Source organism: Streptomyces olivaceus (assembly GCF_000721235.1).
GTDB classification, from domain to species: domain Bacteria; phylum Actinomycetota; class Actinomycetes; order Streptomycetales; family Streptomycetaceae; genus Streptomyces; species Streptomyces olivaceus.
Genome location: NZ_JOFH01000008.1, coordinates 31,452 through 58,066, shown reverse-complemented (window position 1 = coordinate 58,066; position 26,615 = coordinate 31,452). Strand labels below are relative to the sequence as shown.

Here is a 26,615-nt window from a genome sequence, read left to right as displayed (position 1 = left end):
CACAGCTGTAGAGAGTGGCGAGCACACGGTGGACGTGCAGAACAAGCTCGACGAGATCACCGCGATGGTCTCCGGCGCCCGCGCCATGCCCATGTCGGCCTCGTGCGTGGTCAACCGCGCCGAACTGCTCTCGCTGCTGGAGGAGTTGCGGGCCGAACTGCCCGGCTCCCTCGCCCAGGCCCAGGAACTGATCGGCGACCGGGACCAGATGGTCGCGCAGGCCCGCCAGGAGGCGGACCGGATCATCGAGAGCGCGCACGCCGAGCGCGGCTCCCTGATCGCCGGCACCGAGGTCGCCCGGCGCTCCCAGGCCGAGGCCGACCGCATCCTCACCGAGGCCCGGCAGGAGGCCGAGGAGGTCCGCGCCGAGGCCGACGACTACGTCGACTCCAAGCTCGCCAACTTCGAGGTCGTCCTCACCAAGACCCTCGGCTCCGTCGGCCGGGGCCGCGAGAAGCTCCTGGGCACCGGTCCCGGCCTCGACGAGAACGGCTACGAGGACGAGGACGCCCCCGAGCGCAGCCACGACCCCGAGATCCTGCGCCGCGACGCCGACACCTACGTCGACAGCAAGCTCGGCGCGTTCGAGGCCGTGCTCGCCAAGACCCTGGACGCGGTCGGCCGGGGCCGCCAGAAGCTGCACGGCCGGATCGCCACCGACGACCTCGGCGCCCTCGCCGAGGACTCCGGCACCGTCCAGCACTCCAGCGACGCCGACTACCTCGCCGACCTCGCGGCGCTCTCGGACGCCCCCGCCGGGCAGCCCCGCAGGACCGAGTACGGCGAACAGCGGCCCGTCGCGGCCCAGGCGCCCGCGCAGGCCGTACCGGAAATGCCCCAGCAGGCGCCCGCGCAGGCCGTGCCGGACATGCCGCAGCAGGAGCCGGCGTACGGCTACGCGCAGCAGCAGCCCGACCCGTACGCCGCGTACCAGCAGGCCTACGGCGGCGCACCGGACACGTACGGTTACCCGCAGCAGACCGCCGACCCGTACGCGGCCTACCAGGGCTACGACGCCCAGCAGGGCTACGACGGGCAGCAGACCTATGACGGGCAGCAGGGCTACGGCCAGCACCAGCAGCCCGCGCAGGCCCAGCCGCAGGCGCTGGACGAGACCAGCCTCTTCGACACCGGCATGATCAGCGCCGAGCAGCTGCGGGCGTACGAACAGGGCCGCGGCCTCTGAGGTCCCGGGCGTCCCCCGGCCCGGATTGGGCCGAGAGCGCATGGTCCAGTATCCTGGCTCTTCGGTCGCGCATACGTCCGCGATCGCAGCTGCCCGGGAACACCGCGGGGCGGCTTCCCCAAGCCACGGAAGACCGAAAGCAGGAATGGTTCTGAACGCGCGCCTCGACCACCGCGACCCCCTCGTGTTCGACACGCACGAGCTGGGACGGCGGCCCGGTGCGCTCCAGCGCCTGACCCGCACGGTCGACGCTCCCAAGGACCTCGGTCTCCAGGGAGTCATCGGAGTGCCGGAAGGCGCCCCGGTGGAGCTCGAGCTCCGGCTCGAGTCGGTCATGGAAGGGGTGCTCGTCACAGGCACCGCCCGTGCCGGGGCCGAAGGGGAGTGCGTAAGGTGTCTGGAGCCGCTGGAGCAGCAGCTCGAAGCGGACTTCCAGGAGCTGTTCTCGTACCCTGACGCCGACGACCGGGGCCGCCCAGTGGCGGAGCCCGGCGACGACGCCGAGGACGACGAGGACCGGCTCTTCGTCGAGGACGGACTGATCGCCCTCGAATCCGTGCTGCGCGACGCGGTGGTGCTCGCACTGCCGATGCAGCCGGTGTGCCGGGAAGACTGCCCGGGTCTGTGCTCCGTATGCGGGGCACGCCTGGCGGACGATCCGGACCACCACCACGACGCCGTCGACATCCGTTGGGCGGCATTGCAGGGACTCGCCGGTTCACTCGAAGACGGCGAGAAGGACGAGATGAGCGGCGACGGGCCAGAATCCGCGGACGCCGCCGAGAAGCAGGAGAAGTAGCCGTGGCTGTTCCGAAGCGGAAGATGTCGCGCAGCAACACGCGCCACCGCCGGTCGCAGTGGAAGGCTGCGGTCCCCACCCTGGTTGCGTGCGAGCGCTGCCACGAGCCCAAGCAGCAGCACATCGCGTGCCCGTCTTGCGGCACTTACAACAAGCGCCAGGTCCTCGAGGTCTGAGCGGCTGGTGAGAGGCACTGTGTCAGTCCCCAAGAAGGCGGATGACGCCAAGGCGGACCCACCCGCCAAGAAGAAGGCGGACAACAACCAGGCCTCGTCCCACACGCTTCTGGAAGGGCGGCTCGGCTATCAGCTCGAGTCCGCCCTTCTGGTGCGTGCGCTGACCCACCGTTCCTATGCGTACGAGAACGGCGGCCTGCCGACGAACGAGCGGCTGGAGTTCCTCGGGGACTCCGTGCTCGGCCTCGTCGTCACGGACACGCTGTACCGCATCCACCCCGACCTGCCCGAGGGCCAGCTGGCCAAGCTGCGGGCCGCGGTGGTCAACTCGCGTGCGCTGGCACAGGTGGGCCGTGGGCTCGAACTGGGCTCCTTCATCCGGCTCGGCCGCGGTGAAGAGGGAACGGGCGGCCGGGACAAGGCGTCCATCCTCGCCGACACCCTCGAAGCGGTGATCGGCGCGGTCTATCTCGACCAGGGCCTCGACGCGGCCTCCGAACTGGTGCACCGCCTGTTCGACCCGCTGATCGAGAAGTCCTCCAACCTCGGTGCCGGCCTGGACTGGAAGACCAGCCTCCAGGAACTCACCGCGACCGAAGGGCTCGGCGTTCCCGAGTACCTGGTCACGGAGACCGGCCCGGACCACGAGAAGACCTTCACTGCTGCCGCCCGCGTCGGAGGCGTCTCGTACGGCACCGGCACCGGCCGCAGCAAGAAGGAGGCGGAGCAGCAGGCCGCGGAATCCGCGTGGCGGTCCATCCGGGCCGCGGCGGACGAGCGCGCCAAGGAGTCGGCGGACGCCGCCGACCCGGGACCCGACGAGGGGCCCGTCTCCGCCTGACCCACCGCACGTCCCGGACGCCCGCCCCGCCACCGGGGCGGGCGTCCGGCTCGTCGCCCCGTCCACCGGCCCACCCGAGGGGATGCCATGCCCGAGTTGCCCGAGGTCGAGGTCGTGCGGCGCGGCCTGGAGCGCTGGGTCGCCCACCGGACCGTCGCCGACACCGAGGTGCTGCACCCGCGGGCGGTACGCCGGCACATCGCGGGCGGCGACGACTTCGCCGGCCGCCTCAAGGGCCACCGGGTCGGCACGCCGAGCCGCCGCGGCAAGTACCTGTGGCTGCCCCTTGAGGACACCGGCCAGGCCGTCCTCGCCCACCTCGGCATGAGCGGCCAGCTCCTGGTCCAGCCGCACGAGGCCCCGGCCGAGAAGCACCTGCGCGTCCGCGTCCGCTTCGCCGACTCCCTCGGCACCGAACTCCGCTTCGTCGACCAGCGCACCTTCGGCGGCCTGTCCCTCCACGACACCACCCCCGACGGGCTGCCCGACGTCATCGGCCACATCGCCCGGGACCCCCTCGACCCGCTCTTCGACGCCGACGCCTTCCACCTGGCGCTGCGCCGCAAGCGCACCACGGTCAAACGGGCCCTGCTCGACCAGTCCCTGATCAGCGGCGTCGGCAACATCTACGCCGACGAGGCCCTGTGGCGTTCCCGCCTGCACTACGAACGCCCCACCGCCGGCCTCACCCGCCCCCGCACCACCGAACTCCTCGGCCACGTCCGGGACGTGATGAACGCGGCCCTCGCCGTGGGCGGCACCAGCTTCGACAGCCTCTACGTCAACGTGAACGGCGAGTCCGGCTACTTCGACCGCTCGCTCGACGCGTACGGCCGCGAGGGCCTGCCCTGCCGCCGCTGCGCCACGCCGATGCGCCGCAGGCCGTGGATGAACCGCTCCAGCTACTTCTGCCCGAAGTGCCAGCGGGCACCGCACGTCACGCCGTAGGCACGGCACGCCGAGCGGCAGGCCGCAGGCACGCGGAGAGTCCTGCCGCAGGCCCGCCGTGGGTCAGGCCGTGGGCGTGCGCTGCGCGTCGTACCGCTCGCGCGACGCCACCACCTCGTCCATCCGTCCCTCGACGCAGTGGATGAGCGCCATCAGCCGCCCGGCCACCTCGTGCCCCAGCGACGTCAGCTCGTAGTCCACGCGCGGCGGGTTGGTCGGCTGGGCCTCGCGGTGCACCAGGCCGTCGCGTTCCAGCGCGTGCAGGGTCTGGGCCAGCATCTTCTCGCTGACGCCGTCGACGCGGCGCCGCAGCTCGTTGAACCGGAACGAGCCCTTGTACAGCGCGCCGAGCGTCAGCGCGCCCCAGCGCCCCGTCACGTGCTCCAGGGTCACCCGTGACGGGCAGACCCGGGAGAACACGTTGTACGGCAGGTCCTGCTCCGCCGTGCGCTCCTGCGTGGTCGACATGACTCCAGCGTACGTGAGCACAGCGCTGTGCCGCAGAGTGCGCTGAGCCGGGGGCGGCGCATCCACGGGGGCGGGTCGGAGGCCCGGACGCCGCCAGGACATCCTGTGACCGGCACGCGTCCGGTACGACTGGAGGATCACCGTGAAAGTGCACCATCTGAACTGCGGCACGATGCACATGCCGACCTATCCCATGGTCGCGCACGTCCTGTGCGTGGAGACCGAGGCGAGCGGCCTGGTGCTCGTGGACACCGGATTCGGGCTCCGGGACATCCAGGACCCGGTCGCCCGCGTCGGTTTCATGCGCCATGTCATCAGACCGGTGCTCGACCCCGAGGAGACCGCGTTACGGCAGATACAGCGGCTCGGATTCCGGGCCGAGGACGTACGGCACATCATCGTCACGCACCTGGACTTCGACCACGTCGGAGGGCTGGCCGACTTCCCGCACGCCCGGGTGCACACGACGACGGCCGAGATCGACGGCGCCATCCGCTCGCCGTCCCGCCGCGAGCGCACCCGCTACCGGCCGGCCCAGTGGGCGCACGGACCGCGGTTCGTCGAGCACCGGCCGGGCGGAGAGAGCTGGCGGGGGTTCGCCGCGGCGAAGGAACTGACCGAGGTGGCGCCGGGCTTCGTCCTGGTGGCGACGCCCGGACACTCCCGCGGTCACGTCTGCGTCGCCGTCGACACCGGTGAGAGGTGGCTCCTGCACTGCGGCGACGCCTTCTACCACTGGGGCACTCTGGACGGCCGGGCCAGGGTGCCCCTGCCGGTCCGCCTCATGGAGCGCGGAGCGGCGCAGAACCACCGCCGCCTCCTCGAGAACCAGGAACGCCTCGCGGAGCTGAACCGCCGGGGCGATCCGGGGCTGCGCATCATCTCCGCCCACGACCCGAGCGACCTGGAGACGGCATGGACGGCATGAACGGCATGAACGGCACGCGGCAGAGCGTCCTCGTCACCGGGGCCGGCTCCGGCATCGGACGGGCGACCACCAGGTTCCTCGCGGCCGAGGGCTTCCATGTCTACGCGGGCGCCCGCCGCCGCGCCGGCCTGGACGAACTGGCCGCGGAACTTCCCCCCGGCAGCATCACGCCCCTCCTCTTCGACGTGCGGGACGAGAAGAGCGTCGCCCGGGCGTCGGCCGAGACCGCGGACCGTGCCGCCGGTGCTCCGCTGAGGGCCGTGTGCAACGTGGCCGGGACCGTCACCAACGGCCCCCTCGTCGACCTGACGGCGGACGCCCTCACCGACGTACTGGCGGTCAACGTCGTCGGCACCCACACGGTGACCCGGGCCTTCCTGCCACTGCTCGGCGAGGGGAGCCGCATCGTGAACCTGAGCTCCGCCAGCGGTGTCCGGACCCTGCCGTTCACCGGCGCCTACTCCGCGAGCAAGTTCGGCCTGGAGGCCCTCAGCGCCGCCATGCGCATGGAGTACGCGGCGCTCGGCATCCGTGTCTCCGTGATCGCCCCCGGCATGATCGACACGCCCATGGCCGCCGCCATCCAGGACGAGCTCGGACGCACGCCGTCGATGCCGGTGTACGAGGCCCCGCTCGGACGTGCCCGGCAGCGGTCCGCCCGCTCGGCGCGCAACGGCATCCCGATGGACCGGGTCGTACGCGCCGTGCACCGCGTCGTCACCACCAGGAACCCGGCCCCGCGCTACGACCTCCACCACAGCTACCTGCAGGACGCGGTCCTCATGCGGCTCCTGCCCGTCCGGCTCCGGGAGGCCGTCGTACGCAGGGCGCTCGGCCTGAACCCGGGCGACCGACCCGGCTGACGGAGCGCCCGGCTCAGTAGCCGAAGTCCTGCGTCCACCAGGGGCCGCCGGAACCGAAGTGGACGCCGACGCCCAGGGTCTGGAAGTCGCAGTTCAGGATGTTGGCGCGGTGGCCGGGGCTGTCCATCCAGGCGTCCATCACGGCCTGGGCGTCGGCCTGGCCGCGGGCTATGTTCTCGCCGCCGAGGCCGCTGATGCCGGCCGCCGCGGCCCGGTCCCAAGGGGTCGCGCCGCTCGGGTCGGTGTGGTCGAAGAAGCCCTGGGCGGCCATGGCCCCGCTGAAGTCCTCGGCGAGTTCGCGCAGGGCGCTGTTCGCGGCCACCGGACTGCAGCCGACCTTGGCCCGCTCGTCGTTGACGAGCTTGAGCACCTGGGCCTCGGCGGCGGCCTGCTCGGAGACGGAGGCGGGTGCGCTCGGCCGCGCGGGCTCCTTCGTGGCCGAGCGCGAGGGCGCCGGCTTCGGATCGGTGCTCGGCGGCGTGTCCGGCTTCCCCGTCTTCGACGGCGTCCCGGCCGGGGCGGCCGGCTTCGAGGCCGGTGCGGAGGACTCGTCCGAGGAGCGCGAGGGGGACGAGGAGTCCTTGTCCGGAGACGAGGACGAGGAGTCCGAAGGGGAGGAGTCCGAAGAAGAGGAACGGGAGGGCGAGGAGGAGCGGTCGCCGCCGCGGCTCGCGGTGGCGTCGTCGCCCCGGCCGGTGTCGGCGCTGCCGGAGGTGCCGCCCTGCTGCGACGGGCTGTTGGTCGGGGTGTCCCGGGCCTGCACCCGGTCGCCCCCGCCGCTGCCGCCGCCGATCCGGTAGTTGTCCAGACCGGGCACCGCACCCGTGGCCACCGCCACCGTGCCGAGGGCGACCGCGGCGGACACGCCGAGCAGCCCCGTGCGGACCGGCGTGGCGGCCTTCTTGCGGCGGCGGCGGTGACCGTCCTGGGGCTGCGGGCCGCCGCTCTCCGGGGCGTATCCGCCGCTGGGGAAGGCGACCGTGCGGGCGGCCCGCGGGCCCTCGCCGTCCGGGTCGTCCGCGTAGAGGTAGGCGTCGCTCCTGGCGCGGACCTCGGCGTACGCCTCCGGGTTGAGATAGGGCGCGATCCCCATCGTGGTCCGGTCGACCGGGTCCTGCGGGCCGTGGCCCGGTCCCGTCGTGGCGTCCGTCTGCCGGTCGCCCGCGGCGCGGCCCGCGGCGGCGCGGCCGGCGGCGGAGCGTCGGTGGCGTCCCATGTCCTGGCCTTCCTCGTCCTCGTCCTCGCGCCGGCCGGTCCCGGATGGCCGGGACGGGCCCACGCGGTCGACGTGTCCTCACGATCAACACGGAACTCACACGATGGAGTGAGTTTCAGATGAGATTCATTGGGTGCGGACGCTACCGCATGGCACCAGGGGGTGAAGTGTCCGGCGAGACATTGACTGGTTAGGTTGCAGTCATGAGCGAGGATGTACGGCTGGTCGCGTGGGTGCGCGGACGGGTCCAGGGTGTGGGTTTCCGCTGGTTCACGCGGGCCAGGGCGCTCGAACTCGGCGGGATGAGTGGTTTTGCTCTCAATCTGGGCGACGGCCGCGTCCAGGTCGTCGCGGAGGGCCCGCGGGAGCGCTGCGAGGGACTCCTCGACTGGTTGCGCGGGGACGACACGCCCGGACGCGTGGACGGGGTCACCGAGATCTGGGACACACCGCGCGGCGGTTACGAGGGCTTCGCCATCCGCTGACGTCCGGTCCCCGACGGGCCCGACCGGAGCCCGGGGCGGGCGCCCGCGAGGGGTGGCCGAGGAGGAAACGGGCAGGTGGTTGCCAAGGAGGGCGGCGCGTGGAACGCTCCGCAGGCAGATCGGCCGACACGCCCCGAGGGGCCCGCAGGAGTCGCCGCGGTGCCGGCTTCCCGGCCGCGTGCCCCCGGGCACCCGTCGATACGGGGCGTGATCGTGTTGACCGTCAAACTTTTTGGTGAGACGCTGAAAGCCCCGCGCACCTTAGCTGTTTGGCATGGTTGAACGGCAGAAAAACTCCAAAGTGCCAAGCACCGCGGGTGCGATTCCCTCACGACCCACACCGCTTCGGTCGGTCACTCATTGTGGAGGACCATCCATCATGGCAAAGGCGCTTCTCGGTTACGTCGGCGGCTCCGACCCTCGACTCCTCGCCGAGATGCGACGGCTCCAGCAGCGCGTCCAGGACCTGGAATCCGAGCTCGGACGAATCCAGGCGGAGAACGACGCGCTGGCGGCTGCCGCTTCTCACGACAGGATCATGGAGAGCATGGAGAGCGTTGACGCACACCAGGCGGAGCCTGCGCTCACCTGATCACTGCACCGCTTGATCTCTGCACCGCTCGATCACCGCAGCACTTCGATCACCGCAGAATCAGATCACCGCAGCACTTCGATCACTGCAGATCAGAATCACTGCAGCACTTCGATCACTGCACCGCTCCACCATGGCACCGCAGTGGTCGGGTCAGCCCGTACCGCCGCTCGGGTGTCAGAGTCTGCAAGGGACGCTTCGGCGTCCCTTCTTTCTTTCCGTCTCCCCCTGTCCCCGCTTCTCTCCGCTTCTTGGGGTGTCTTCGGTCCGTGCCCCGCCGGGTCCGCAGCCGGCGCCGACCCCTTTTCCCTGCCCCGCGCAACCTTTCACCCTCTTCAACGTCTGATGTGCCCTGCGCGTTCACCGGTGAAACCGCGGCGGTTCACCGGTTCATGGAGTGAGACATGTCCGAAAGGTAGAGTCCGACGGCGTGCACCTGAAGGCCCTCACCCTGCGCGGGTTCAAGTCGTTCGCCTCCGCGACCACGCTCCGGTTCGAGCCCGGCATCACGTGCGTCGTCGGACCGAACGGCTCGGGCAAGTCCAACGTCGTCGACGCGCTCAGCTGGGTCATGGGCGAACAGGGCGCCAAGTCGCTGCGCGGCGGCAAGATGGAGGACGTCATCTTCGCCGGCACCACCGGCCGCCCCCCGCTCGGCCGGGCCGAGGTGTCCCTGACCATCGACAACTCCGACGGGGCCCTGCCCATCGAGTACGCCGAGGTCACCATCACGCGGATCATGTTCCGTAACGGCGGCAGCGAGTACCAGATCAACGGCGACACCTGCCGCCTCCTGGACATCCAGGAACTCCTCTCCGACTCCGGCATCGGCCGCGAGATGCACGTCATCGTCGGACAGGGCCAGCTCGACTCCGTCCTGCACGCGGACCCGATGGGCCGCCGCGCCTTCATCGAGGAGGCCGCCGGCGTCCTCAAGCACCGCAAGCGCAAGGAGAAGGCGCTCAGGAAGCTGGACGCGATGCAGGCCAACCTCGCGCGCGTGCAGGACCTCACCGACGAACTGCGGCGCCAGCTCAAGCCGCTGGGCCGGCAGGCGGCGGTCGCCAGGAGGGCCGCCGTCATCCAGGCCGACCTCCGCGACGCCCGGCTGCGGCTCCTCGCCGACGACCTCGTACGGCTGCGCGACGCGCTGCAGGCCGAGATCGCCGACGAGGCCGCGCTCAAGGAACGCAAGGAGGCCGCCGAGCAGGAGCTCGGCCGGGCACTGCGCCGCGAGGCCGACCTGGAGGACGAGGTGCGCCGCCTCGCCCCGCGGCTCCAGCGCGCCCAGCAGACCTGGTACGAGCTCTCCCAGCTCGCCGAACGGGTGCGCGGCACCGTCTCACTCGCCGACGCCCGCGTGAAGAGCGCCACCTCCGCACCGCCCGAGGAACGCCGTGGCCGCGACCCGGAGGAGCTGGAGCGCGAGGCCGCCCGCGTCCGGGAGCAGGAGGCCGAACTCGAAGCGGCCCTGGAGGCGGCCGAGCACGCCCTGGAGGACACCGTCGCCCACCGCGCGGACCTCGAACGCGAGCTGGCCCAGGAGGAGCGCCGCCTCAAGGACGCCGCCCGCGCCATCGCCGACCGCCGCGAGGGCCTGGCCCGGCTCAGCGGGCAGGTCGGCACCGCCCGTTCGCGCGCCGCCTCCGCGCAGGCCGAGATCGAGCGGCTGGCCGAGGCACGCGACGCGTCCCAGGAGCGAGCGGCGGCCGCCCAGGAGGAGTACGAGACCCTCCAGGCCGAGGTCGACGGGCTCGACGCCGACGACCAGGAACTCGCCGAGCGGCACGAGGCCGCCAAGCGCGGGCTGGCCGAGGCGGAGGCCGCCCTCGCCGCCGCCCGCGAAGAGGCCACCGCTGCGGAACGCGCCCGCGCCGCCACCCAGGCCCGCCACGAGGCGCTCGCGCTCGGACTGCGCCGCAAGGACGGCACCGGAGCGGTGCTCGCCGCGGGGGACCGGCTCACCGGCCTGCTCGGACCGGTCGCCGAGCTGCTCACCGTCACACCCGGCCACGAGGCCGCCCTCGCCACCGCTTTCGGTGCCGCCGCCGACGCCCTCGCGGTGACCTCCCCGGCGGCCGCCGCCGACGCCGTACGCCTGCTGCGCAAGCAGGACGCGGGCCGGGCCGCGCTGCTGCTCGCCGGCGCCCCCGACGACGCAGTGGACGAGCCGCGCGGTGACGGGCCCCCGTACGCCGCCGATCTCGTGCGTGGTCCTTCCGACCTGATGCCCGCCGTACGGCGGCTGCTGCGCGGGATCGTCGTCGTGGACACCCTGGAGGACGCCGAGGACCTCGTCTACGCCCGGCCCGGACTGACCGCCGTGACCGCCGACGGCGACCTGCTCGGCGCGCACTTCGCGCAGGGCGGTTCGGCCGGGGCGCCCAGCCTCCTGGAGGTGCAGGCGTCCGTGGACCGGGCCGCCGCCGAACTGGAGGAGCTGGGCGTGCGGTGCGAGGCGCTGGCCGGGGCGCAGGAGGCGGCCGTCGGACGGCGGCGGGAGTGCGCGGCGCTCGTCGAGGAGCTGGGGGAGCGGCGCCGGGCCGCCGACCGCGAGAAGTCGTCCGTCGCCCAGCAGCTGGGCCGGCTCGCGGGCCAGGCCCGGGGCGCCGCCGGTGAGGCGGAACGGTCCGCCGCCGCCGCGGCCCGGGCGCAGGAGGCGCTGGACAGGGCGCTGGCGGACGTGGAGGAGCTGGCCGAGCGGCTCGCCGTCGCCGAGGAGCTCCCGGTCGAGGAGGAGCCCGACACCGCCGCCCGCGACCGGCTCGCCGCCGACGGTGCCAACGCCCGGCAGACCGAGATGGAGGCCCGTCTCCAGGTCCGTACGCACGAGGAGCGGGTCAAGGGACTGGCCGGACGGGCGGACTCCCTGGACCGGGCCGCCCGCGCCGAACGCGAGGCACGCGCGCGTGCCGAACAGCGGCGGGCCCGGCTGCGGCACGAGGCGGCCGTCGCCGAGGCGGTCGCCGCCGGTGCCCGGCAGCTGCTCGCCCACGTCGAGGTCTCGCTGACCCGCGCCGACGCGGAACGCGCCGTCGCCGAGGCGGCCAAGGCCCGGCGCGAGCAGGAACTGACCGCCGCGCGCACTGCCGGGCGCGACCTCAAGGCGGAGCTGGACAAGTTGACGGATTCAGTCCATCGGGGCGAGGTACTCGGCGCCGAGAAGCGGCTGCGCATCGAGCAGCTGGAGACCAAGGCGCTGGAGGAACTCGGTGTGGAACCGGCGGGGCTCGCGGCCGAGTACGGCCCCCATCAACCGGTGCCGCCCTCGCCCCCCGCCGAGGGCGAGGAGCTTCCGCAGGACCCGGAGCACCCGCGCAACCTGCCCCGGCCCTTCGTCCGCTCCGAGCAGGAGAAGCGGCTGAAGTCCGCCGAGCGCGCCTACCAGCAGCTCGGCAAGGTCAATCCGCTGGCCCTCGAGGAGTTCGCGGCGCTGGAGGAACGGCACCAGTTCCTCAGCGAGCAGCTGGAGGACCTGAAGAAGACCCGCGCCGACCTGCTCCAGGTCGTCAAGGAGGTCGACGAGCGCGTCGAGCAGGTCTTCACCGAGGCCTTCCGGGACACCGCCCGGGAGTTCGAGGGTGTCTTCAGCCGGCTCTTTCCCGGCGGCGACGGGCGGCTGATCCTGACCGACCCCGACAACATGCTCACCACGGGTGTGGACGTCGAGGCCAGGCCGCCGGGCAAGAAGGTCAAGCGGCTCTCGCTGCTCTCCGGCGGGGAGCGCTCGCTGACCGCGGTGGCCATGCTGGTGTCGATCTTCAAGGCGCGGCCGAGCCCGTTCTACGTCATGGACGAGGTCGAGGCGGCCCTCGACGACACCAATCTGCAGCGGCTGATCCGGATCATGCAGGAGCTGCAGGAGGCGTCGCAGCTGATCGTCATCACGCACCAGAAGCGCACGATGGAGGTCGCGGACGCGCTGTACGGCGTCTCGATGCAGGGCGACGGCGTGTCGAAGGTCATCAGCCAGCGGCTGCGCCAGTCCTGAGGCCGGCCCCGTCCCGCTTTCGGGCTCGACCTCCCCGCTTCTTCAACTCTTGAACGATCGACTGCCCTCGGCATCTCCAAACTCACACCTCCTGCCCTATTGACTTCGAAACTTGAAGGCATAGTCTCTGCAACGTTGCTTTTACCTTCAGGTTCCTTCGATGGCACCTCGAAGGGCGAACCACCCCGGCAGCGTTGCCGGTAGCCCGAGGAGTACACGTGGCCAGCACATCGCAGGCGCCCAGTCCAGGAGCCGGGACGGCTCACCCCGATCATCTCGGGCACGTCATCTTCATCGCGGCGGCGGCCGCGATGGGCGGCTTCCTGTTCGGCTACGACAGTTCCGTGATCAACGGCGGCGTCGAGGCCATCCGGGACCGCTACGACGTCGGCTCCGCGGTCCTGGCGCAGGTCGTCGCCATCGCGCTGATCGGCTGTGCCATCGGCGCCGCCACCGCCGGCCGCATCGCCGACCGCATCGGCCGGATCCGCTGCATGCAGATCGCGGCGGTCCTCTTCACCGTCAGCGCCGTCGGCTCCGCACTGCCCTTCGCGCTGTGGGACCTCGCCATGTGGCGCGTCATCGGCGGCTTCGCCATCGGCATGGCCTCCGTCATCGGCCCGGCCTACATCGCTGAGGTCTCCCCGCCCGCCTACCGCGGCCGGCTCGGCTCCTTCCAGCAGGCCGCGATCGTCATCGGCATCGCCGTGTCGCAGCTGGTCAACTGGGGTCTGCTGAACGCCGCGGGCGGCGACCAGCGCGGTGAGCTGATGGGCCTGGAGGCCTGGCAGGTCATGCTCGGCGTCATGGTCGTCCCGGCCGTCCTCTACGGCCTGCTGTCCTTCGCCATCCCGGAGTCCCCCCGCTTCCTGATCTCCGTCGGCAAGCGCGAGCGCGCCAAGGAGATCCTCGCGGAGGTCGAGGGCAAGGACGTGGACTTCGACGCCCGCGTCACCGAGATCGAGCACGCCATGCACAGTGAGGAGAAGTCCTCCTTCAAGGACCTCATGGGCGGCAGCTTCTTCTTCAAGCCGATCGTCTGGATCGGCATCGGCCTGTCGGTCTTCCAGCAGTTCGTCGGCATCAACGTCGCGTTCTACTACTCCTCGACGCTGTGGCAGTCGGTCGGCGTCGACCCGACGGACTCCTTCTTCTACTCGTTCACGACGTCGATCATCAACATCGTCGGCACCGTGATCGCGATGATCTTCGTGGACCGCATCGGCCGCAAGCCGCTCGCCCTGATCGGCTCGGTCGGCATGGTGATCGGTCTGGCACTGGAGGCCTGGGCCTTCTCCTTCGACCTCGTCGACGGCAAGCTTCCCGCCACCCAGGGCTGGGTCGCCCTGATCGCCGCCCACGTGTTCGTCCTCTTCTTCGCCCTGTCGTGGGGTGTGGTCGTCTGGGTCTTCCTCGGCGAGATGTTCCCCAACCGCCTCCGCGCCGCCGCGCTGGGCGTCGCCGCCTCCGCGCAGTGGATCGCCAACTGGGCCATCACCGCGAGCTTCCCGTCGCTGGCCGACTGGAACCTGTCCGGCACGTACGTGATCTACACGATCTTCGCCGCGCTCTCCATCCCCTTCGTGCTCAAGTTCGTCAAGGAGACGAAGGGCAAGGCCCTGGAGGAGATGGGCTGACCCGGCGCGCCACCCCGCCCGGCGCGCACCCGGGCGGGTCCGCCCCGAACCCGGGGAGGGGGGCCACATCCCCGCTGCCCCTCTCCCCGTACCGTCCGCCGCCCCCGCCCGGTCACCCTCCGGACGGGGGCGGCGGTGTCGTACGACGGCTTTCCCCGCAAGACCCGCGGCGCGTCCCGGAGTGGCTCGCGCCGCACCGTGCCGCTCCCATGGCATTCTGCTGCGCGAATCGGTCACTTCGTACCGATCGATCCGAGAGTCTTCGGCTCGGCCGTCGTTCGCCCTGCCGCCCGGTCGGCCGCCGCATGCGCCACGGGAGGACACATCTCCAGCTCCAGTCGGATTACCAGCGCAGCCGTTCATCATCCCGAGCACCGCCAACCGGTCGCGGAGGTCGAGGAGATGGTGCGCGCCACCAATCCTCATCTGCTCATCGTCGAAGGTGTGCTGGAACGCCTCTACGGTCTCGAAGAGCGCCGCGTGGCCCCGAAGGGAACCCTGCCGTCCGACCTCGCTGCCGCGGCGGGCGCGTCGGCACTGGATCAGGCCCGCCTCGCGCCCTCGGACGTCGACCTCCTGATCTTCGCGGGGGTGAGCGAGGACCTGGAGGAACCCGCGACGGCCCACGTCGTCGCGCACAAACTCGCCGTGACGGCGCCCGTCTTCGACGTGAAGAACGCCTGCAACGGTGTCCTCAACGCCCTGCAGATCGCCGACGCGCTGATCCGGACCGGCACGCACACCACCGTCCTGGTCGTCACCGGCGAACTGCCCAGCCGCCTGATGCGGCTGCCGGTGGCCGACCGCTCCGAACTCGCCTACGCCATGCCCGCGTACACCGGTGGCGACATGGGCGCGGCCCTGCTCGTGCAGGCCTCCGACACTCCCGGCCTGATCGCGACGCGGTTCGCCGCCGACTCGGCCGGGTGGGACGCCGCGACCATGGTCAACCCCTACTTCGGCAGCGAGGACCGGCCGAGGTGCCCGCGCATCGACTCCGAGTCCCTCGTCCGCTCCTGCCTGGGCTTCGCGCAGGACGGCGTCCGGGAGATGGCGGAGCTGGGCTTCAAGATCGGGGACGCCGACCTCGTCTGCGTCCACCAGGCGTCCATGCCCTTCACCCGCACCCTCTGCGCGGCCGTGGGCGCCGAGCCCGAGCGCGTCGTCCCGGTCTTCCCCCGGTACGGCAACGTCGGCACCGGCAGCCTCCCGCTGCAACTGGTCGAGGCCCAGAACGCCGGCCGGCTCCACCGCGGCGACCTGGTCGCCCTGTTCGGCCTGGCCAGCGGCACCAGCTGCGGCCTCGCCCTGTGCCAGTGGTGAGCGACGCCTGGGTCTGCTCGGTCCTGCTGACCTACGAAGGAGACCCTGCCCCGGCCCACCGCTACGTCGACGGGGACGGACACACCCGGGAACTCTCGCGGGCCCAGCTCCTCGACGAGGTGCGCGCGAGCGCCCGGCGGCTGACCGCGTGCGGGGGAGGGCCGGGCAGCCGGGTGGCGCTGCTGGCCGGCGACCCCGGGCGGTTCGTCCCCGCCTTCCTCGGCGCGCTCTGGGCCGGCCTGGTGCCGGTCCCGCTGCCGCCCCCGCCCGTCCTCGGGCGGCGCGACGCGTGGAGCGGGCAACTCGCCGCGTCGCTCGCCGTGGTGCGGCCGGACCTGGTCGTCGCCGAGGAGGCGGAGCTCGCCCTGCTGCCCGCCACGCAGGCCCGCCGCCTCTCCTACGCGTCACTGGAGACCGCCCGCCCCGAAGCGGACGTGGCGGCGGACCTGACCCTGCCCGTCGCCCACCGGCCCGACCGGACCGCGTACCTGCAGTTCAGCAGCGGCAGCACCGGACGCCCCCGGGTCGTCGTGGCCACTGCGGGCTCGGTGACGGCCAACAGCCTCGCCATCATGCGCGACGCGCTGGCCGCCGACCCGGCCCGCGACCACGGCGTGAGCTGGCTGCCGCTCCACCACGACATGGGCCTGGTCGGGTTCGTCCTGGCCCCGCTGGCCGTGGGCGTACCGGTGACGCTGCTCGCCACCCGGCTGTTCGTCCGCGACCCCGGCAGCTGGATGCGCACCCTGTCCGACGTACGGGGAACCATCACCGGCGCCCCCAACTTCGCGTACGCGCTGGCCGCCCGGCGCACCGGCGGGGACCGCCTGGCCCGCCTCGACCTGTCCGCGGCACACACCCTGCTCTGCGGCGGCGAGCCGGTCAGCCCCCGCACCCTGCGGCACTTCGCCGACGCCCACCGCGTCGCGGGGCTCGATCCGGCGGCCCTGCGCCCGTGCTACGGGCTGGCCGAGTCGACGCTGGCGGTGTCCGTCGCGCCCCGGGGCACGGCGTTCCACCCCGACCGGGTCTCCTGGGCCCGCCTGCGCGACCACGACCTGGCCGCCCCCTGCGGCGACGACGAGGAGGCCGTGGAGGTCGTGGGCTGCGGCCCGCCGCTGCCCGGCCACGAGGCGCGTGTGGTCGGCGCCACCGGACTGCCCCGTGCCGAACGGGAGGTGGGGGAGATCTGGGTGCGCGGTCCCTCCGTGTGCGCCGGGTACCTGGACGGAGCGCCGGACCGCCCGACGCCGGTCACCGACGACGGCTGGCTGCGCACCGGGGACCGCGGCTACCTGGCCGACGGCGTCCTCCACCCGGCGGGCCGCCTCAAGGACGTCCTGGTCGTCCAGGGCCGCAACATCGACCCGCAGCGTGTCGAGTGGGCGGCCGAGGCGGTGGACGGCGTCCGCACCGGGGGAGCGGTCGCCTTCACCCGGCCGGGGACCGACACCGAGGAGGTGGTCGTGGTCGCCGAATGCCGGCCGCACGGGTCCGGGGGCGTCGCCGGCGCCGTACGCGAGACCGTGTCGCAGCGCCTGGGGCTGAGCGTCGCCGACGTCGTGGCCGTCGGTCCCGGCACGGTCGCGAAGACGACGTCGGGCAAACCCCGGCGCCAGGAGATGCGCCGCCGCTACCTCCTCGGAGACCTCCCGCCCGCACTCGTACCCTCCCGTCCCACCGAAGCGCCAAGGAGCAGCCCATGACACCGTCCGACATCCCGCAGGTCCTGCACCGGGCCTACCAGCAGGTGACGCAGCGCGACCCCGGGACGCTGGACCGGGACGCCGACATCCGCGCCCTGGGGGTGGACTCCGTGCAACTCCTCGAAATGATCGTGATCGCCGAGACCGAGCTGGGGCTGCGGGTCCCGGACGCGGCCCTGGGCGGTGTCGAGACGGTCGGGGACCTGTACGACATGCTCGGCGAGGCACTTCCGCAGACGCAGGGCCAGGGCCGAGTCCAGGCGCAGGCGCAGGCGCAGGCGCAGGTCTCGGTCCCGGTCGAGGCTCGGGGCGCGCGATGACCTCGATCGCGCTGCGCGAGGCGTTCCACCGCGAGTTCATGACCTTCTTCGAGCGGGCCGAACGGACCCGCCGCTGGAGCGTCTTCGACGACGTCCCCTGGGACCGGCTGCCCGAGGTGCCGGCGGAACGCGAACTGGCGCTCGCCGCCGAGACGTTCTGCGGCATCGAGATGTTCCTGCCCGACTACCTCCAGGCCCACCTGTCGCTGCTGGTCGGCGACTACGGGCAGGCGTGGTTCTCCGCGAACTGGGGCTACGAGGAGGCCAAGCACGCGCTCGCCCTGCGCGAGTACCTGCTGCGCAGCGGCCAGCGCACCGAGACGCAGATGCGGGAGTTCGGGGAGGCCGTGATGGCGCGGCGCTGGGAGCCCCCGTACCGGACACCCCGGCAGATGGTCGTGTACTCCGCGTTCCAGGAGCTGACGACCTTCGTCAGCTACCGCAAGCAGCGCGAACGCGCACAGCGGACCGCCGACCCGGTCCTCACCGAGGTCTACCGGCTGATCGGCCGGGACGAGATGGCGCACTGCCGCTTCTACCAGCGGATCCTGAGCCTGCACCTCGACGAGGACCGGGCCGGCACGCTGAAGGACCTGGCCCATGTGGTGCGGACCTTCCGCATGCCCGCCCACGAGCTGCTGCCGGACCGCGAGGACCGGGAGAGCGTACGCACCACGGGCTTCGGCAACGGCGCCTTCATCACGGAGGTCGTCCTGCCCTCGCTCGGCGCGCTGGGCCTGACCCGGCACGACCTCTACTCCACCGCCGCCACGGTGCCGGCGGCCCGCTGAGACGCCGGCCGGCGCGGTGCCCGCCGCCTTCGCGGGACGGCGGACACCGCACCGGCCGAACGGACCGTACGCCTAGAGCGCGGAGTTCACATGGCCGGCGAACCGGCGCGCCTGCGTCTCGGACGCCCGCATCAGCACCGCGAGCCGGTCCCTCGCCTTCTCGCCCTCGGCGCCCAGGCCGCTCCGGTCGAAGACCCCCAGGTGGCGCATGACCGGAGCGAGTACTTCCGTGTGGTGGGTCACGGGGGAGTAGACGCCCGACCGCGCCATCGACATCGACAGGCGGGGGAAGTCGGGAGCGCCGTGCGCGGGCGACCGGAACGTCGCCGCCACGGTCGCCAGGGCCCGCACGGTCCGCTCCGGCCGGAGTTCCATCGCGGCTTCCAGGATCCGGCGGTAGAACAGCATGTGCCGGTTCTCGTCCTGCGCGATCCGCTGCAGCAGCGCCGCGCACACCGGTTCGCCGCTGATCCGCTTGATGTTCCGGTACGAGATCCGGGTCGCCAGTTCCTGGAGGGTCACGTACACCAGCCCGGCCAGGACGTCGCCGCGGTAGTCGCTGTCGTACCCGGTCTGCAGGTGCAGGCGGCGCGCGTCCTCCATGGCCACGGGGTCCGCGGCCCGCGTGACGACGAGGTAGTCCCGGATGGCGGTCCCGTGCCGGTCCTCCTCCACCGTCCACCGGTTGACCCAGGTGCCCCAGGCGCCGTCCCGGCCGAACAGCTCGGCGATCACCCGGTGGTAGCTGGGCAGGTTGTCCTCGCTCAGGAGGTTGTGCAGCAGCGCGTCCCGTACGGCCGACTCCATGGCGCCCTGCTCCGGCGCCCACGGCTCCCCTTCGAGGAATCCCTCGTAATTCCGCCCCATGGCCCACGGAACGAATTGGTGCGGATACCAGTCGTCCGCGGTTTCGAAATGGGTGTCCAGGGCGCGGGCCACCACCGGCTCCAACTCCGTGAGCAGCCCGACGTCTTCGCGCTCCACCTCAGGCGCGTGCATAACAGCCTCCCGACGATGCCGAAGTGCGGCGAGACCGTCCACGCTCCGGCGGATTCCAACCGGTCACCGGTCATGCTCGCCCACCGCGCGGGCGCACTCCGTACAGCGCGCCGGGCGGTATTTCGAGAGTCGGTAAGTGTGATGAACTCCCATGACGTTTCGTGAATTCCCGTGCAACGCAGGGTTGTTCGCTTTCACGGTGTGTCTGATCCAGGCGGGTGAAGTTTCCGCGGCAAAGGGAATTCCAGGACATCCGGCATCCGTTCGCGCCTTAGCGTGACGCCCATGCCATCCCCCTCGCCGTCGGCCGTCCTGCTGCCCGGTTATCCGGCGGCCGACCGGTGGCGGCGCGTCCCGCGCACCGGCCAGCACTACGTGGACAGCGGAACGGGCCCACCCGTCCTGCTGCTGCACGGAAACCCGTCGTGGAGCTACCAGTGGCGGCACCTGATCGCCGCCCTGTCCCCGGACTTCCGCTGCGTCGCGCCCGACCTCGCCGGACTGGGCCTGTCACCGCGCCCGCCCGTACCGGCCTCCTCCGTCGACCGGCACCTGCTGCAACTCGACCACCTCGACGCCCTGTTCGACCACCTGGTCGCCGGCGGGGACGCGCCCCGCGACGGCTGGACGCTGGTGCTGCACGACTGGGGCGCGCCACTCGGCTGGGCCTGGGCGCGCCGCAGGTCGCTGCGCCCCGCCCGCGTCGTGGTGCTCAACTCCGTCTGCTTTCCCTGGCCTTCCGGCTACCGGCTGCCGGTGTACCTGCGCTGGATCCGGGACCACCGCGGCGTCGCGGCCCTCGCCCACGCCACCAACTTCTTCCCCCGGGCCGCCGTACGGGGCGGGGTCGTGGCTCCGCTGCGCCGGGCCGAACGGCGGGCGTACCTGCTGCCGCTCGCCCGCGGCGGCGACCGGCGGGCGGTCGTGGACTTCGTACGCGCCATTCCGCGTGACGACGGGGACGAGGCCTGGCGCCTCCTCGCACCGGACGGCGGCGCCGGGGACCACCTCGACGCCCTTCCGCTGTTCGTCGGCTGGGGCATGCGCGACCCGGTGTTCACGCCGCTCGTCCTGCGCGAGTGGGAGCGGCGGTTCCCGCACGCGCGGGTCCACCGGTACGCCGACGCCGGCCACTACGTCATGGAGGACGCGGCGGACCGGCTCGGGCACGACGTCCGCGGATTCCTGTCCGAGCCGTCCGAGCCGCCCGACCCGTCCGCCTCTTCCTCTTCTCGCTCCTCTTCTCCCTTTCCCTTCGCCTCTCCCTCCGCGTCCTCGTCCTCGGAACGGGGCTGACCGTGGCAGACCTGCACGCCCGGCTGGAGCAGCTCGCCGCGGACCGGCCGCACGACACCGCCCTCGTGCTCGGCCGGCGCGACGGATCGGGCCGGGCTATCACCTTCGCCCGGCTCGTCGCGGGCTGCCGGGAGGCGGCCGACGCCTTCGAACGGGCCGGAGTGCGCCGCGGTCACAAGGCCGTGACCATGACCGGCGACCCGTACCACCTCTTCACCACCGTCCACGGGCTGCTCGCCGTCGGCGCGGTCCCGGTCCTGGTCGACCCGGGTCTGCCCCGCGCCGACCTGCGACAGTGCCTGGACGAGGTGGCCCCCGAGGTGTTCGTCGGACAACCGCTCGCGCATCTGGGCCGTACGGCACTGGGCTGGGCCCGCGGACACGTCCGTACGGCCGTCGTCACCGGGGCCGCCGTTCCGGGCCTGCGGCGACGGCTGCCGGTGCCGGGCGCCCGGCGGGGCGGGGCGCCCGCCGGTCCGCCGCCGGTGCGGGACCCGCTCCCGCCCGCGCCGGACGACGGCCTCGCGCTGATCGCCTTCACCTCCGGGTCGACCGGTGTGCCCAAGGGCGCCGAGTACCACCACAGCACCCTGCTCGGGCAGGCCGAGACGCTGGCCCGCCTGGTCGGCACCGACGGCACGCTGTTGGCCGGGTTCCTTCCCGTCGTCCTGCTCGGCCCGGTGCTCGGGCACACGACCGTCGCGCCCGCCGTCAACCACCGCGCCCCGGCCCGCACACCGTCCGCGCGCCTGGTCCGCCCGCTCCTGGAGAACCGCACGGAGGTGGTCGTCGGCTCGCCCGCCGTCCTCGGGCTGCTGGCCGAGCACTGCGCACGCAGGCGCCTCGTACTCTCCTGCGTCGACCGCGTGATCTCCTTCGGCGCCCCGCTGCGCGCGGGCCTCGCCGACGCGCTGCACGCGGTGCTGCGCCCGGACGCCGAGGTGCTCAGCGCTTACGGGGCCACCGAGTGCCTGCCGGTGAGCGCCGTCAGCACCACCGACGCCCGTGCGCCGGGCGCCGGTACGTGCGTGGGCCGGCCGCTCGACGGAGTGGCGGCGCGGATCCTGGACGCGGGTCCCGACGGCGTCGGCGAGATCGCCGTCACCGGGGCCAACGTGAGCCCCGCCTACCACGCCCGCCCCGAGATCACCGCCGCCACCAAGACCGCCACCGACCGGGGCGTCCAGCACCGGACCGGCGACATGGGCCTGATCGACGGTGAGGGCCGCATCTGGTTCCACGGGCGCCGCAGTCACCGTGTCATCGGCACCGACTACGTCCTGACGACCGAGGACGTCGAGGCTGCCGCCGACACGCTGCCCGGCGTACGGCGCACCGCCCTCGTCGGCGTCGGTGCGCCGGGCCGGCAGCGGGCCGTGCTGTGCGTGGAGCTGACCGCGCGGGGGCCGGGGCGCGGGGCGGCGGTCGCGGCGGTGCGCGAGCTGCTCGACCGGCGTCCCGAAGGGCGGCACGTCGCCGCCGTACTCGTCCATCCGGGGTTCCCGACGGACATCCGGCACAACTCCAAGATCAACCGCGACCGACTGGCCGACTGGGCCACCCGGCGCCTGCGGAGGCCACGATGAGCAGGCCGGCGCCCGTCCGGGTGCGGGCGGGGGCTTCGGTGCCTGTCCGGGGGACGGCCGAGGCTTCCGTGCCTGCCCGGGTCTCGGCGGAGGCTTCCGCGTCTGCCCGGGTGCCGGGGGATTCCGGGTCCGGACGGGCGCCGGGGGACTCCGGGTCCGGACGGGTGCCGGCGGAGGGCTCCGTACTCGCCCCGGTCCCGGCCGAGGTCCCCGTGGCCCCGGCCGAGGCCCCCGTGCCCGTGCGGGTCCTCGTCACCGGTGGCAGTGGGTTCCTCGGTGCCGAGATCTGCCGGCAGCTCGTCGCGCGCGGCACCGAGACCGTCTCCCTCAGCCGCCGCCCCAGCGCCGCGCTGACGCGGCTCGGCGTCCGCCAGGTCCACGGCGACCTCACCGACCCGGCCGCCGTCGACCGGGCGCTCGACGGCTGCGACGCCGTGGTGCACAACGCGGCCCTCGCGGGAGCGGGAGGACCACCGGCCCCCTACTGGCGCACCAACGTCGACGGCACCCGCACCGTCCTCGACCGGTGCCGCCGGCTCGGGGTGCGCACCCTCGTCCACACCTCGACCGCCAGCGTCGCCTTCCGGCCCGGGGGACTGGAGAACGCCGACGAACTGCTGCCCCGCCCCGGGCGGTACCTGGCCGCCTACCCGCACTCCAAGGCCGTCGCGGAGACCCTCGTCCTGAACGCCCACGGTCCCGCCCTCGCCACCCTCGCCCTGCGCCCGCACATCATCTGGGGGCCGGGCGACCCGCACTTCCTGCCCGCCCTGACCCGCGCCGTCCGCCGGGGCCGCCTCGTGATGCCGGGCGACGGGGCCAACCTCGTCGACACCACCCACGTCCGCACCGCCGCCCACGCCCACCTGCTCGCCCTCGACCACCTCCACCGGGGGCGCCCCGTCGGCGGCCGGGCCTACTTCGTCGCGCAGGGCGAGCCACTGCCGCTGCGGCACGTCGTCGGCCTGCTGCTCGCCGCCGCCGGCGTCCGCGCCGCCTGGCGGCCCGTGCCCGCGGGCGTCGCCCACGCCGCCGCGGCCGTGCGCGAGACGGCCGACCGGCTGCTGGGCAGCACCGGCACGCACGGCCTCAGCCGATTCCTGGTCGCCGAACTCGTACACCCGCACTGGTTCGACCTGACCGCCGCCCGCACCCGCCTCGGGTTCACGCCGCCGCTCGGCTTCGCAGACGGCGTCCGGGAGGCGTTCGAGGCCGCCGGGCGTCCCGCGTCCGGCGCGGACACCCTCGCCCGGCTCCTGCCCGGCCGCACGCCTCCGTCCCCGCCCGCGCACCCCGCCGTCACCGGCACCGAGAAGGGAACCGCCCGCCCATGACCGACACCTACGACGTGATCCGCTCCGTGCTGACGACGACGTTCCAGATCCCGGACGCGGAGATCAGTCCCGAGCGCACCCTCCAACAGCTCGAACTGGACTCCCTCGCCCTCGCCGAGTTCGCGCTCATCCTCCAGGAACGCCTGGAGGTGCGGGTCGACGAGGAGCACGCCACCCGCACCACCACCCTCGCGCAGGTCACGGAGCACCTCGACGCCCTGCGGGCCCAGTCGGTGGCCACGCAGTGACACCGCGCACCGCCGTCGCGGTCACCGGGCTCGGCCTCGTCACCCCGGGCGGCGAGGGCGTCGACGCGACCTGGGACGCGGTCTGCGCCGGGGAGGGCACCGCGGCCCCCGACCCCGCCCTCGCCGGCCTGCCCGTGGACTTCTCCGGTCGCGTCCCCCTGACCGAGGACGAGCTGGACCGGCGGGTCGGACGCCGGTCGTGGCGCATGGGACGGTCGGCGAAGCTCGCCGTCGTCGCCGCCCGGGAGGCCGTCCACGACGCCGGGCTCCGGCCCGCCGACTGGGACGGCGCCCGCGTCGCCACCATCCTCGGCTGCGGCATGGGCTGCGTGGACAAGTGGGAGGAGCAGGGCCGGCGCCTGGAGGAGCGTGGCCCCGACTTCGTCTCGCCGCTCGCCATCCCCCTGGTCCTGCCGAACCTCGGCACCGGCGAGGTCTCCATCGACCTCGGGGCCCGCGGCATCGGCCTCGCCCCCGCCACCGCCTGCGCCTCCGGAGCGACCGCCCTCGCCCTGGCCCGCGACCTGCTGGCCGCCGGCCTGTGCGACGTGGCCGTGGCGGGCGGCGTCGAAGCGGGCGTCAGCCGCCTGTCCACCACCGGCTTCTGGCGGATGGGCGCCCTCTCCGAACGCGGCACCGACCCCGCCCGCGCCTCCCGGCCGTTCGCCGCCGACCGGGACGGCTTCGTCGTCGCGGAGGGCGCCGGCGTCCTGGTCCTCGAACGCGCCGCCGACGCCGCCGCCCGCGGCAGACCGCCCCGCGCCCTGCTCGCGGGCTGCGGCAGCACCTCCGACGCCCATCACCCCACGGCCCCCTCCCCGGACGGACGCGCCGCGGAAGCCGCCCTGCGCACCGCGCTCGCAGAGGCGGGCCTCGACCCGCTGGACGTCGACCACGTCAACGCCCACGGCACCTCCACGCCGCTCAACGACGCCACCGAGGCGGCCCTGATCGCCCGGGTCCTGCCGCACCGGCCCAGTGTCACCGCGGCCAAGGGGGTGCTGGGGCACAGCCTCGGCGCCGCCGGGGGCATCGAGGCCGCGCTGACCGTGCTGACCCTGCAGCACCGCCGCGTCCCGCCGATCGCCAACCTGGAGGCACCGGCACCCGGGCTCGACCTCGACTGCGTCGTGAAGGCGCCCCGCGACCAGGAGGTCCGCGCCGCGGTCAGCCACTCCTTCGGCTTCGGCGGGCACAACGTCGTCCTGGCGCTGACCCGCCCGTGAGCCGCGCGCCGCGGGCGCCTCGACGGAGCACCGCCTCCGGCTCCGCGGGCGCCGTCGGACAGAACACCGCCTCCGGCGCCGCGGGCGCGTCGGACAGAACAGCGTCTCCGGCGCCGCGGATGCCTCAGACGGAGGCCGTCTCCGACCGCTCGGGGTGCCCGGCGGTCGTCGCGGCCGGGGCGGCCACCGCGGGCTTCGGCAGCACGGCGTACAGCAGTCCGGAGATCACCACCGTGGCCACCCAGCCGAGCCCGTACTCGCCGATGACGTTGTTCGCGGCGAGGGGACCGGTGAACCAGTCGGACGTGGTGAACATCAGACCGGCGACCAGGCCCACCGCCCAGGCGGCGACGGCGGCGGGGGAGAAGCCGCCGCGGTACCAGTAGGCGCTGGCGCGGCCGGTGTCGGCGAGGGCCGCGCCGTCGTACTCCCGGCCGCGCAGCAGGTCCGCGCCGAACACGCCGACCCAGGCCGAGAAGGCGACCGCCAGCAGCGACAGGAAGGCGATGAAGGAGCCCATGAAGCTGGTCGCCACCAGCATCAGCACCCCGCCGAAGACAAGCGAGATCGCGGCGTTGACCGAGACCGCCCAGTGCCGCGGGACCCTGATGCCCAGGGTCTGCGCGGTGAAGCCGGCCGAGTACATCGACATCGAGTTGATCAGCAGCATGCCGATCAGCGCGATCAGCAGATAGGGCACCGCGAGCCAGGTCGGCAGGATCTCGCCGAGGAAGGAGACCGGGTCGGCCGCCGAGGCCAGGTCGGGCGTGGAGACGGCCATGATCATGCCCATCAGGACCATGGGCAGTACGACGATGCCGGCGCCGCCGACCGTGACGCCCACGATCCCCTTCGAAGAGGCCGTACGCGGCAGGTACCGGGTGAAGTCCGGCGCGGACGGGATCCAGCTGACGCCGCCCGCCGCGATCAGCCCCACGCCCGTGATCATCGCGGCCACCGATCCGGCCGGCCGGTCGAACACCGCGGACCAGTCGGTGTCGGCGACCAGATGGCCGAGGACCAGCACCGAGAAGGCGCCGAAGAGGTACGCCGCGTACTTGTTGCACTTCTGTACGGCGTTGATGCCCAGCCCCGAGATCGCGAACGTCGCCACGACGAAGGCGAGCAGCGTCACCAGGTCCAGCACGCTGTCGGCACGGATGCCGAAGACGATGTCCAGCACGGTGAGCAGGGCGTAGGCGCCGGTCACCGCGTTGATCGTCTCCCAGCCCCACCGGGCGACCCAGATCAGCGAACCCGGCAGCAGATTGCCCCGCTGACCGAACACCGCCCGCGACAGCGCCATCCCGGGAGCCCCGCCGCGCTTGCCTGCGATGCCGATCAGCCCCACCAGCCCGTACGAGACGACCGGCGCCGCGGCCGCCACGACCAGGGCCTGCCAGAAGTTGAGGTGGTACGCCACCACGAGGCTCGCGCCCATCGTGAGCAGCAGCACGCTGATGTTGGCGCCGACCCAGGTCGGGAACAGGTCGCGGATCCGGGCGGTGCGCTCGTGGTCGGGCACCTGCTCGATGCCACGGGTCTCCAGGGCGCCTTCGTTCTCGGCGGTCTTGCTCATGCGGGGGTCCGTGCCTCGATCGTGGGGGAGGGAGAGGGCGGTCGTGAGGGAGAAGGGAGAGAGGGGGGAGAGGGAAC

Annotated in this window: 24 protein-coding genes; 20 read left to right on the top strand and 4 right to left on the bottom strand. The window is 73.1% G+C overall.

Annotated features, from left to right (window positions below):
* Positions 1-28 precede the first annotated feature (28 nt).
* From IG94_RS0111210 to mutM, 5 genes are all read left to right on the top strand, one after another.
* Entirely contained in the window at positions 29-1,186 is a 1,158-nt protein-coding gene (locus tag IG94_RS0111210) for a F0F1 ATP synthase subunit B (protein WP_031034147.1), read from the top strand.
* Positions 1,187-1,331: 145 nt separating this feature from the next.
* Positions 1,332-1,985 (top strand): YceD family protein, encoded by a 654-nt coding sequence (locus IG94_RS0111205; RefSeq protein WP_031034144.1) that lies wholly within the window; start codon positions 1,332-1,334, stop codon positions 1,983-1,985.
* 2 nt (positions 1,986-1,987) lie between these two features.
* Complete coding sequence (gene rpmF, locus IG94_RS0111200) at positions 1,988-2,161, top strand: 50S ribosomal protein L32 (RefSeq protein WP_003951102.1); 174 nt, start codon at positions 1,988-1,990, stop codon at positions 2,159-2,161.
* A 7-nt stretch (positions 2,162-2,168) separates the two neighbouring features.
* Positions 2,169-3,002, top strand: coding sequence for a ribonuclease III (gene rnc / locus IG94_RS0111195; protein ID WP_052410636.1), 834 nt, complete (start codon positions 2,169-2,171; stop codon positions 3,000-3,002).
* An 87-nt stretch (positions 3,003-3,089) separates the two neighbouring features.
* Positions 3,090-3,950, top strand: coding sequence for a bifunctional DNA-formamidopyrimidine glycosylase/DNA-(apurinic or apyrimidinic site) lyase (mutM, locus tag IG94_RS0111190; RefSeq protein WP_031034139.1), 861 nt, complete (start codon positions 3,090-3,092; stop codon positions 3,948-3,950).
* Positions 3,951-4,013: 63 nt separating this feature from the next.
* Here mutM and IG94_RS0111185 read toward each other — a convergent pair whose 3' ends face one another.
* Positions 4,014-4,418, bottom strand: a complete 405-nt coding sequence (locus IG94_RS0111185; RefSeq protein ID WP_031034136.1) for a winged helix-turn-helix transcriptional regulator — start codon at positions 4,416-4,418, stop codon at positions 4,014-4,016.
* A 142-nt stretch (positions 4,419-4,560) separates the two neighbouring features.
* Between IG94_RS0111185 and IG94_RS0111180 the strand changes: the two genes are divergently transcribed.
* The gene (locus IG94_RS0111180; protein ID WP_031034134.1) at positions 4,561-5,346 is read left to right on the top strand and encodes an MBL fold metallo-hydrolase; all 786 of its coding nucleotides are present in this window, start codon (positions 4,561-4,563) and stop codon (positions 5,344-5,346) included.
* On the top strand, positions 5,334-6,209 hold the full coding sequence (locus IG94_RS0111175; protein WP_052410635.1) for an SDR family oxidoreductase: 876 nt from the start codon (positions 5,334-5,336) through the stop codon (positions 6,207-6,209). Before IG94_RS0111180 ends, IG94_RS0111175 begins: the two co-directional genes overlap by 13 nt.
* A gap of 13 nt (positions 6,210-6,222) precedes the next feature.
* Here IG94_RS0111175 and IG94_RS0111170 read toward each other — a convergent pair whose 3' ends face one another.
* Complete coding sequence (locus IG94_RS0111170; RefSeq protein ID WP_031034129.1) at positions 6,223-7,425, bottom strand: CAP domain-containing protein; 1,203 nt, start codon at positions 7,423-7,425, stop codon at positions 6,223-6,225.
* A gap of 203 nt (positions 7,426-7,628) precedes the next feature.
* Here IG94_RS0111170 and IG94_RS0111165 point away from each other — a divergent pair, with 203 nt between their 5' ends.
* The 8 genes from IG94_RS0111165 (at position 7,629) to IG94_RS0111130 (ending at position 18,270) form a co-directional block, all read left to right on the top strand.
* Positions 7,629-7,910, top strand: a complete 282-nt coding sequence (locus IG94_RS0111165; protein ID WP_031034126.1) for an acylphosphatase — start codon at positions 7,629-7,631, stop codon at positions 7,908-7,910.
* A 379-nt stretch (positions 7,911-8,289) separates the two neighbouring features.
* The gene (locus tag IG94_RS0111160) at positions 8,290-8,502 is read left to right on the top strand and encodes a hypothetical protein (RefSeq protein WP_003973418.1); all 213 of its coding nucleotides are present in this window, start codon (positions 8,290-8,292) and stop codon (positions 8,500-8,502) included.
* A gap of 430 nt (positions 8,503-8,932) precedes the next feature.
* Entirely contained in the window at positions 8,933-12,493 is a 3,561-nt protein-coding gene (gene smc, locus IG94_RS0111155; protein ID WP_031034124.1) for a chromosome segregation protein SMC, read from the top strand.
* Positions 12,494-12,711: 218 nt separating this feature from the next.
* A complete protein-coding gene (locus IG94_RS0111150) occupies positions 12,712-14,130 on the top strand; it encodes a sugar porter family MFS transporter (RefSeq protein WP_031034122.1) in 1,419 nt (472 codons plus the stop codon).
* A 402-nt stretch (positions 14,131-14,532) separates the two neighbouring features.
* The gene (locus IG94_RS0111145; RefSeq protein WP_107060509.1) at positions 14,533-15,453 is read left to right on the top strand and encodes a 3-oxoacyl-ACP synthase III family protein; all 921 of its coding nucleotides are present in this window, start codon (positions 14,533-14,535) and stop codon (positions 15,451-15,453) included.
* Complete coding sequence (locus IG94_RS0111140; protein ID WP_052410634.1) at positions 15,450-17,159, top strand: AMP-binding protein; 1,710 nt, start codon at positions 15,450-15,452, stop codon at positions 17,157-17,159. Before IG94_RS0111145 ends, IG94_RS0111140 begins: the two co-directional genes overlap by 4 nt.
* On the top strand, positions 17,156-17,479 hold the full coding sequence (locus IG94_RS42565) for an acyl carrier protein (RefSeq protein WP_031034115.1): 324 nt from the start codon (positions 17,156-17,158) through the stop codon (positions 17,477-17,479). The genes IG94_RS0111140 and IG94_RS42565 overlap by 4 nt, the downstream gene beginning before the upstream one ends.
* Complete coding sequence (locus IG94_RS0111130; protein WP_052410633.1) at positions 17,476-18,270, top strand: acyl-ACP desaturase; 795 nt, start codon at positions 17,476-17,478, stop codon at positions 18,268-18,270. Before IG94_RS42565 ends, IG94_RS0111130 begins: the two co-directional genes overlap by 4 nt.
* 72 nt (positions 18,271-18,342) lie before the next feature.
* Here the strand turns inward: IG94_RS0111130 and IG94_RS0111125 are convergent, their stop codons facing one another.
* Complete coding sequence (locus tag IG94_RS0111125; protein ID WP_052410632.1) at positions 18,343-19,269, bottom strand: acyl-ACP desaturase; 927 nt, start codon at positions 19,267-19,269, stop codon at positions 18,343-18,345.
* A gap of 285 nt (positions 19,270-19,554) precedes the next feature.
* Here IG94_RS0111125 and IG94_RS0111120 point away from each other — a divergent pair, with 285 nt between their 5' ends.
* The 5 genes from IG94_RS0111120 to IG94_RS0111100 all read left to right on the top strand — a co-directional run bounded on the left by IG94_RS0111120 (position 19,555) and on the right by IG94_RS0111100 (position 24,959).
* The gene (locus tag IG94_RS0111120; RefSeq protein ID WP_063763379.1) at positions 19,555-20,565 is read left to right on the top strand and encodes an alpha/beta fold hydrolase; all 1,011 of its coding nucleotides are present in this window, start codon (positions 19,555-19,557) and stop codon (positions 20,563-20,565) included.
* Between the two features lie 2 nt (positions 20,566-20,567).
* Complete coding sequence (locus IG94_RS0111115; RefSeq protein ID WP_107060508.1) at positions 20,568-22,151, top strand: AMP-binding protein; 1,584 nt, start codon at positions 20,568-20,570, stop codon at positions 22,149-22,151.
* A gap of 164 nt (positions 22,152-22,315) precedes the next feature.
* Entirely contained in the window at positions 22,316-23,485 is a 1,170-nt protein-coding gene (locus IG94_RS0111110) for an NAD-dependent epimerase/dehydratase family protein (protein WP_063763378.1), read from the top strand.
* Positions 23,482-23,733, top strand: coding sequence for an acyl carrier protein (locus IG94_RS0111105; RefSeq protein ID WP_031034100.1), 252 nt, complete (start codon positions 23,482-23,484; stop codon positions 23,731-23,733). Before IG94_RS0111110 ends, IG94_RS0111105 begins: the two co-directional genes overlap by 4 nt.
* Positions 23,730-24,959 carry a beta-ketoacyl-[acyl-carrier-protein] synthase family protein gene (locus IG94_RS0111100; protein WP_031034097.1) on the top strand — a complete coding sequence of 410 codons (1,230 nt, stop codon included), beginning with the start codon at positions 23,730-23,732 and terminating at the stop codon, positions 24,957-24,959. The genes IG94_RS0111105 and IG94_RS0111100 overlap by 4 nt, the downstream gene beginning before the upstream one ends.
* 124 nt (positions 24,960-25,083) lie before the next feature.
* On the opposite strand, the gene IG94_RS0111095 is transcribed toward IG94_RS0111100, so the two are convergent.
* Entirely contained in the window at positions 25,084-26,538 is a 1,455-nt protein-coding gene (locus IG94_RS0111095; RefSeq protein ID WP_031034095.1) for a cytosine permease, read from the bottom strand.
* Between the last annotated feature and the right edge of the window lie 77 nt (positions 26,539-26,615).

Coding starts and splice junctions, on each gene's coding strand:
- IG94_RS0111205 (WP_031034144.1), top strand. CDS start 1,332: ATGGTTCTGAACGCGCGCCTCGACCACCGCGACCCCCTCGTGTTCGAC.
- mutM (WP_031034139.1), top strand. CDS start 3,090: ATGCCCGAGTTGCCCGAGGTCGAGGTCGTGCGGCGCGGCCTGGAGCGC.
- IG94_RS0111185 (WP_031034136.1), bottom strand. CDS start 4,418: ATGTCGACCACGCAGGAGCGCACGGCGGAGCAGGACCTGCCGTACAAC.
- IG94_RS0111175 (WP_052410635.1), top strand. CDS start 5,334: ATGGACGGCATGAACGGCATGAACGGCACGCGGCAGAGCGTCCTCGTC.
- IG94_RS0111170 (WP_031034129.1), bottom strand. CDS start 7,425: ATGGGACGCCACCGACGCTCCGCCGCCGGCCGCGCCGCCGCGGGCCGC.
- IG94_RS0111165 (WP_031034126.1), top strand. CDS start 7,629: ATGAGCGAGGATGTACGGCTGGTCGCGTGGGTGCGCGGACGGGTCCAG.
- IG94_RS0111160 (WP_003973418.1), top strand. CDS start 8,290: ATGGCAAAGGCGCTTCTCGGTTACGTCGGCGGCTCCGACCCTCGACTC.
- IG94_RS0111145 (WP_107060509.1), top strand. CDS start 14,533: ATGGTGCGCGCCACCAATCCTCATCTGCTCATCGTCGAAGGTGTGCTG.
- IG94_RS42565 (WP_031034115.1), top strand. CDS start 17,156: ATGACACCGTCCGACATCCCGCAGGTCCTGCACCGGGCCTACCAGCAG.
- IG94_RS0111130 (WP_052410633.1), top strand. CDS start 17,476: ATGACCTCGATCGCGCTGCGCGAGGCGTTCCACCGCGAGTTCATGACC.
- IG94_RS0111125 (WP_052410632.1), bottom strand. CDS start 19,269: ATGCACGCGCCTGAGGTGGAGCGCGAAGACGTCGGGCTGCTCACGGAG.
- IG94_RS0111120 (WP_063763379.1), top strand. CDS start 19,555: ATGCCATCCCCCTCGCCGTCGGCCGTCCTGCTGCCCGGTTATCCGGCG.
- IG94_RS0111105 (WP_031034100.1), top strand. CDS start 23,482: ATGACCGACACCTACGACGTGATCCGCTCCGTGCTGACGACGACGTTC.
- IG94_RS0111095 (WP_031034095.1), bottom strand. CDS start 26,538: ATGAGCAAGACCGCCGAGAACGAAGGCGCCCTGGAGACCCGTGGCATC.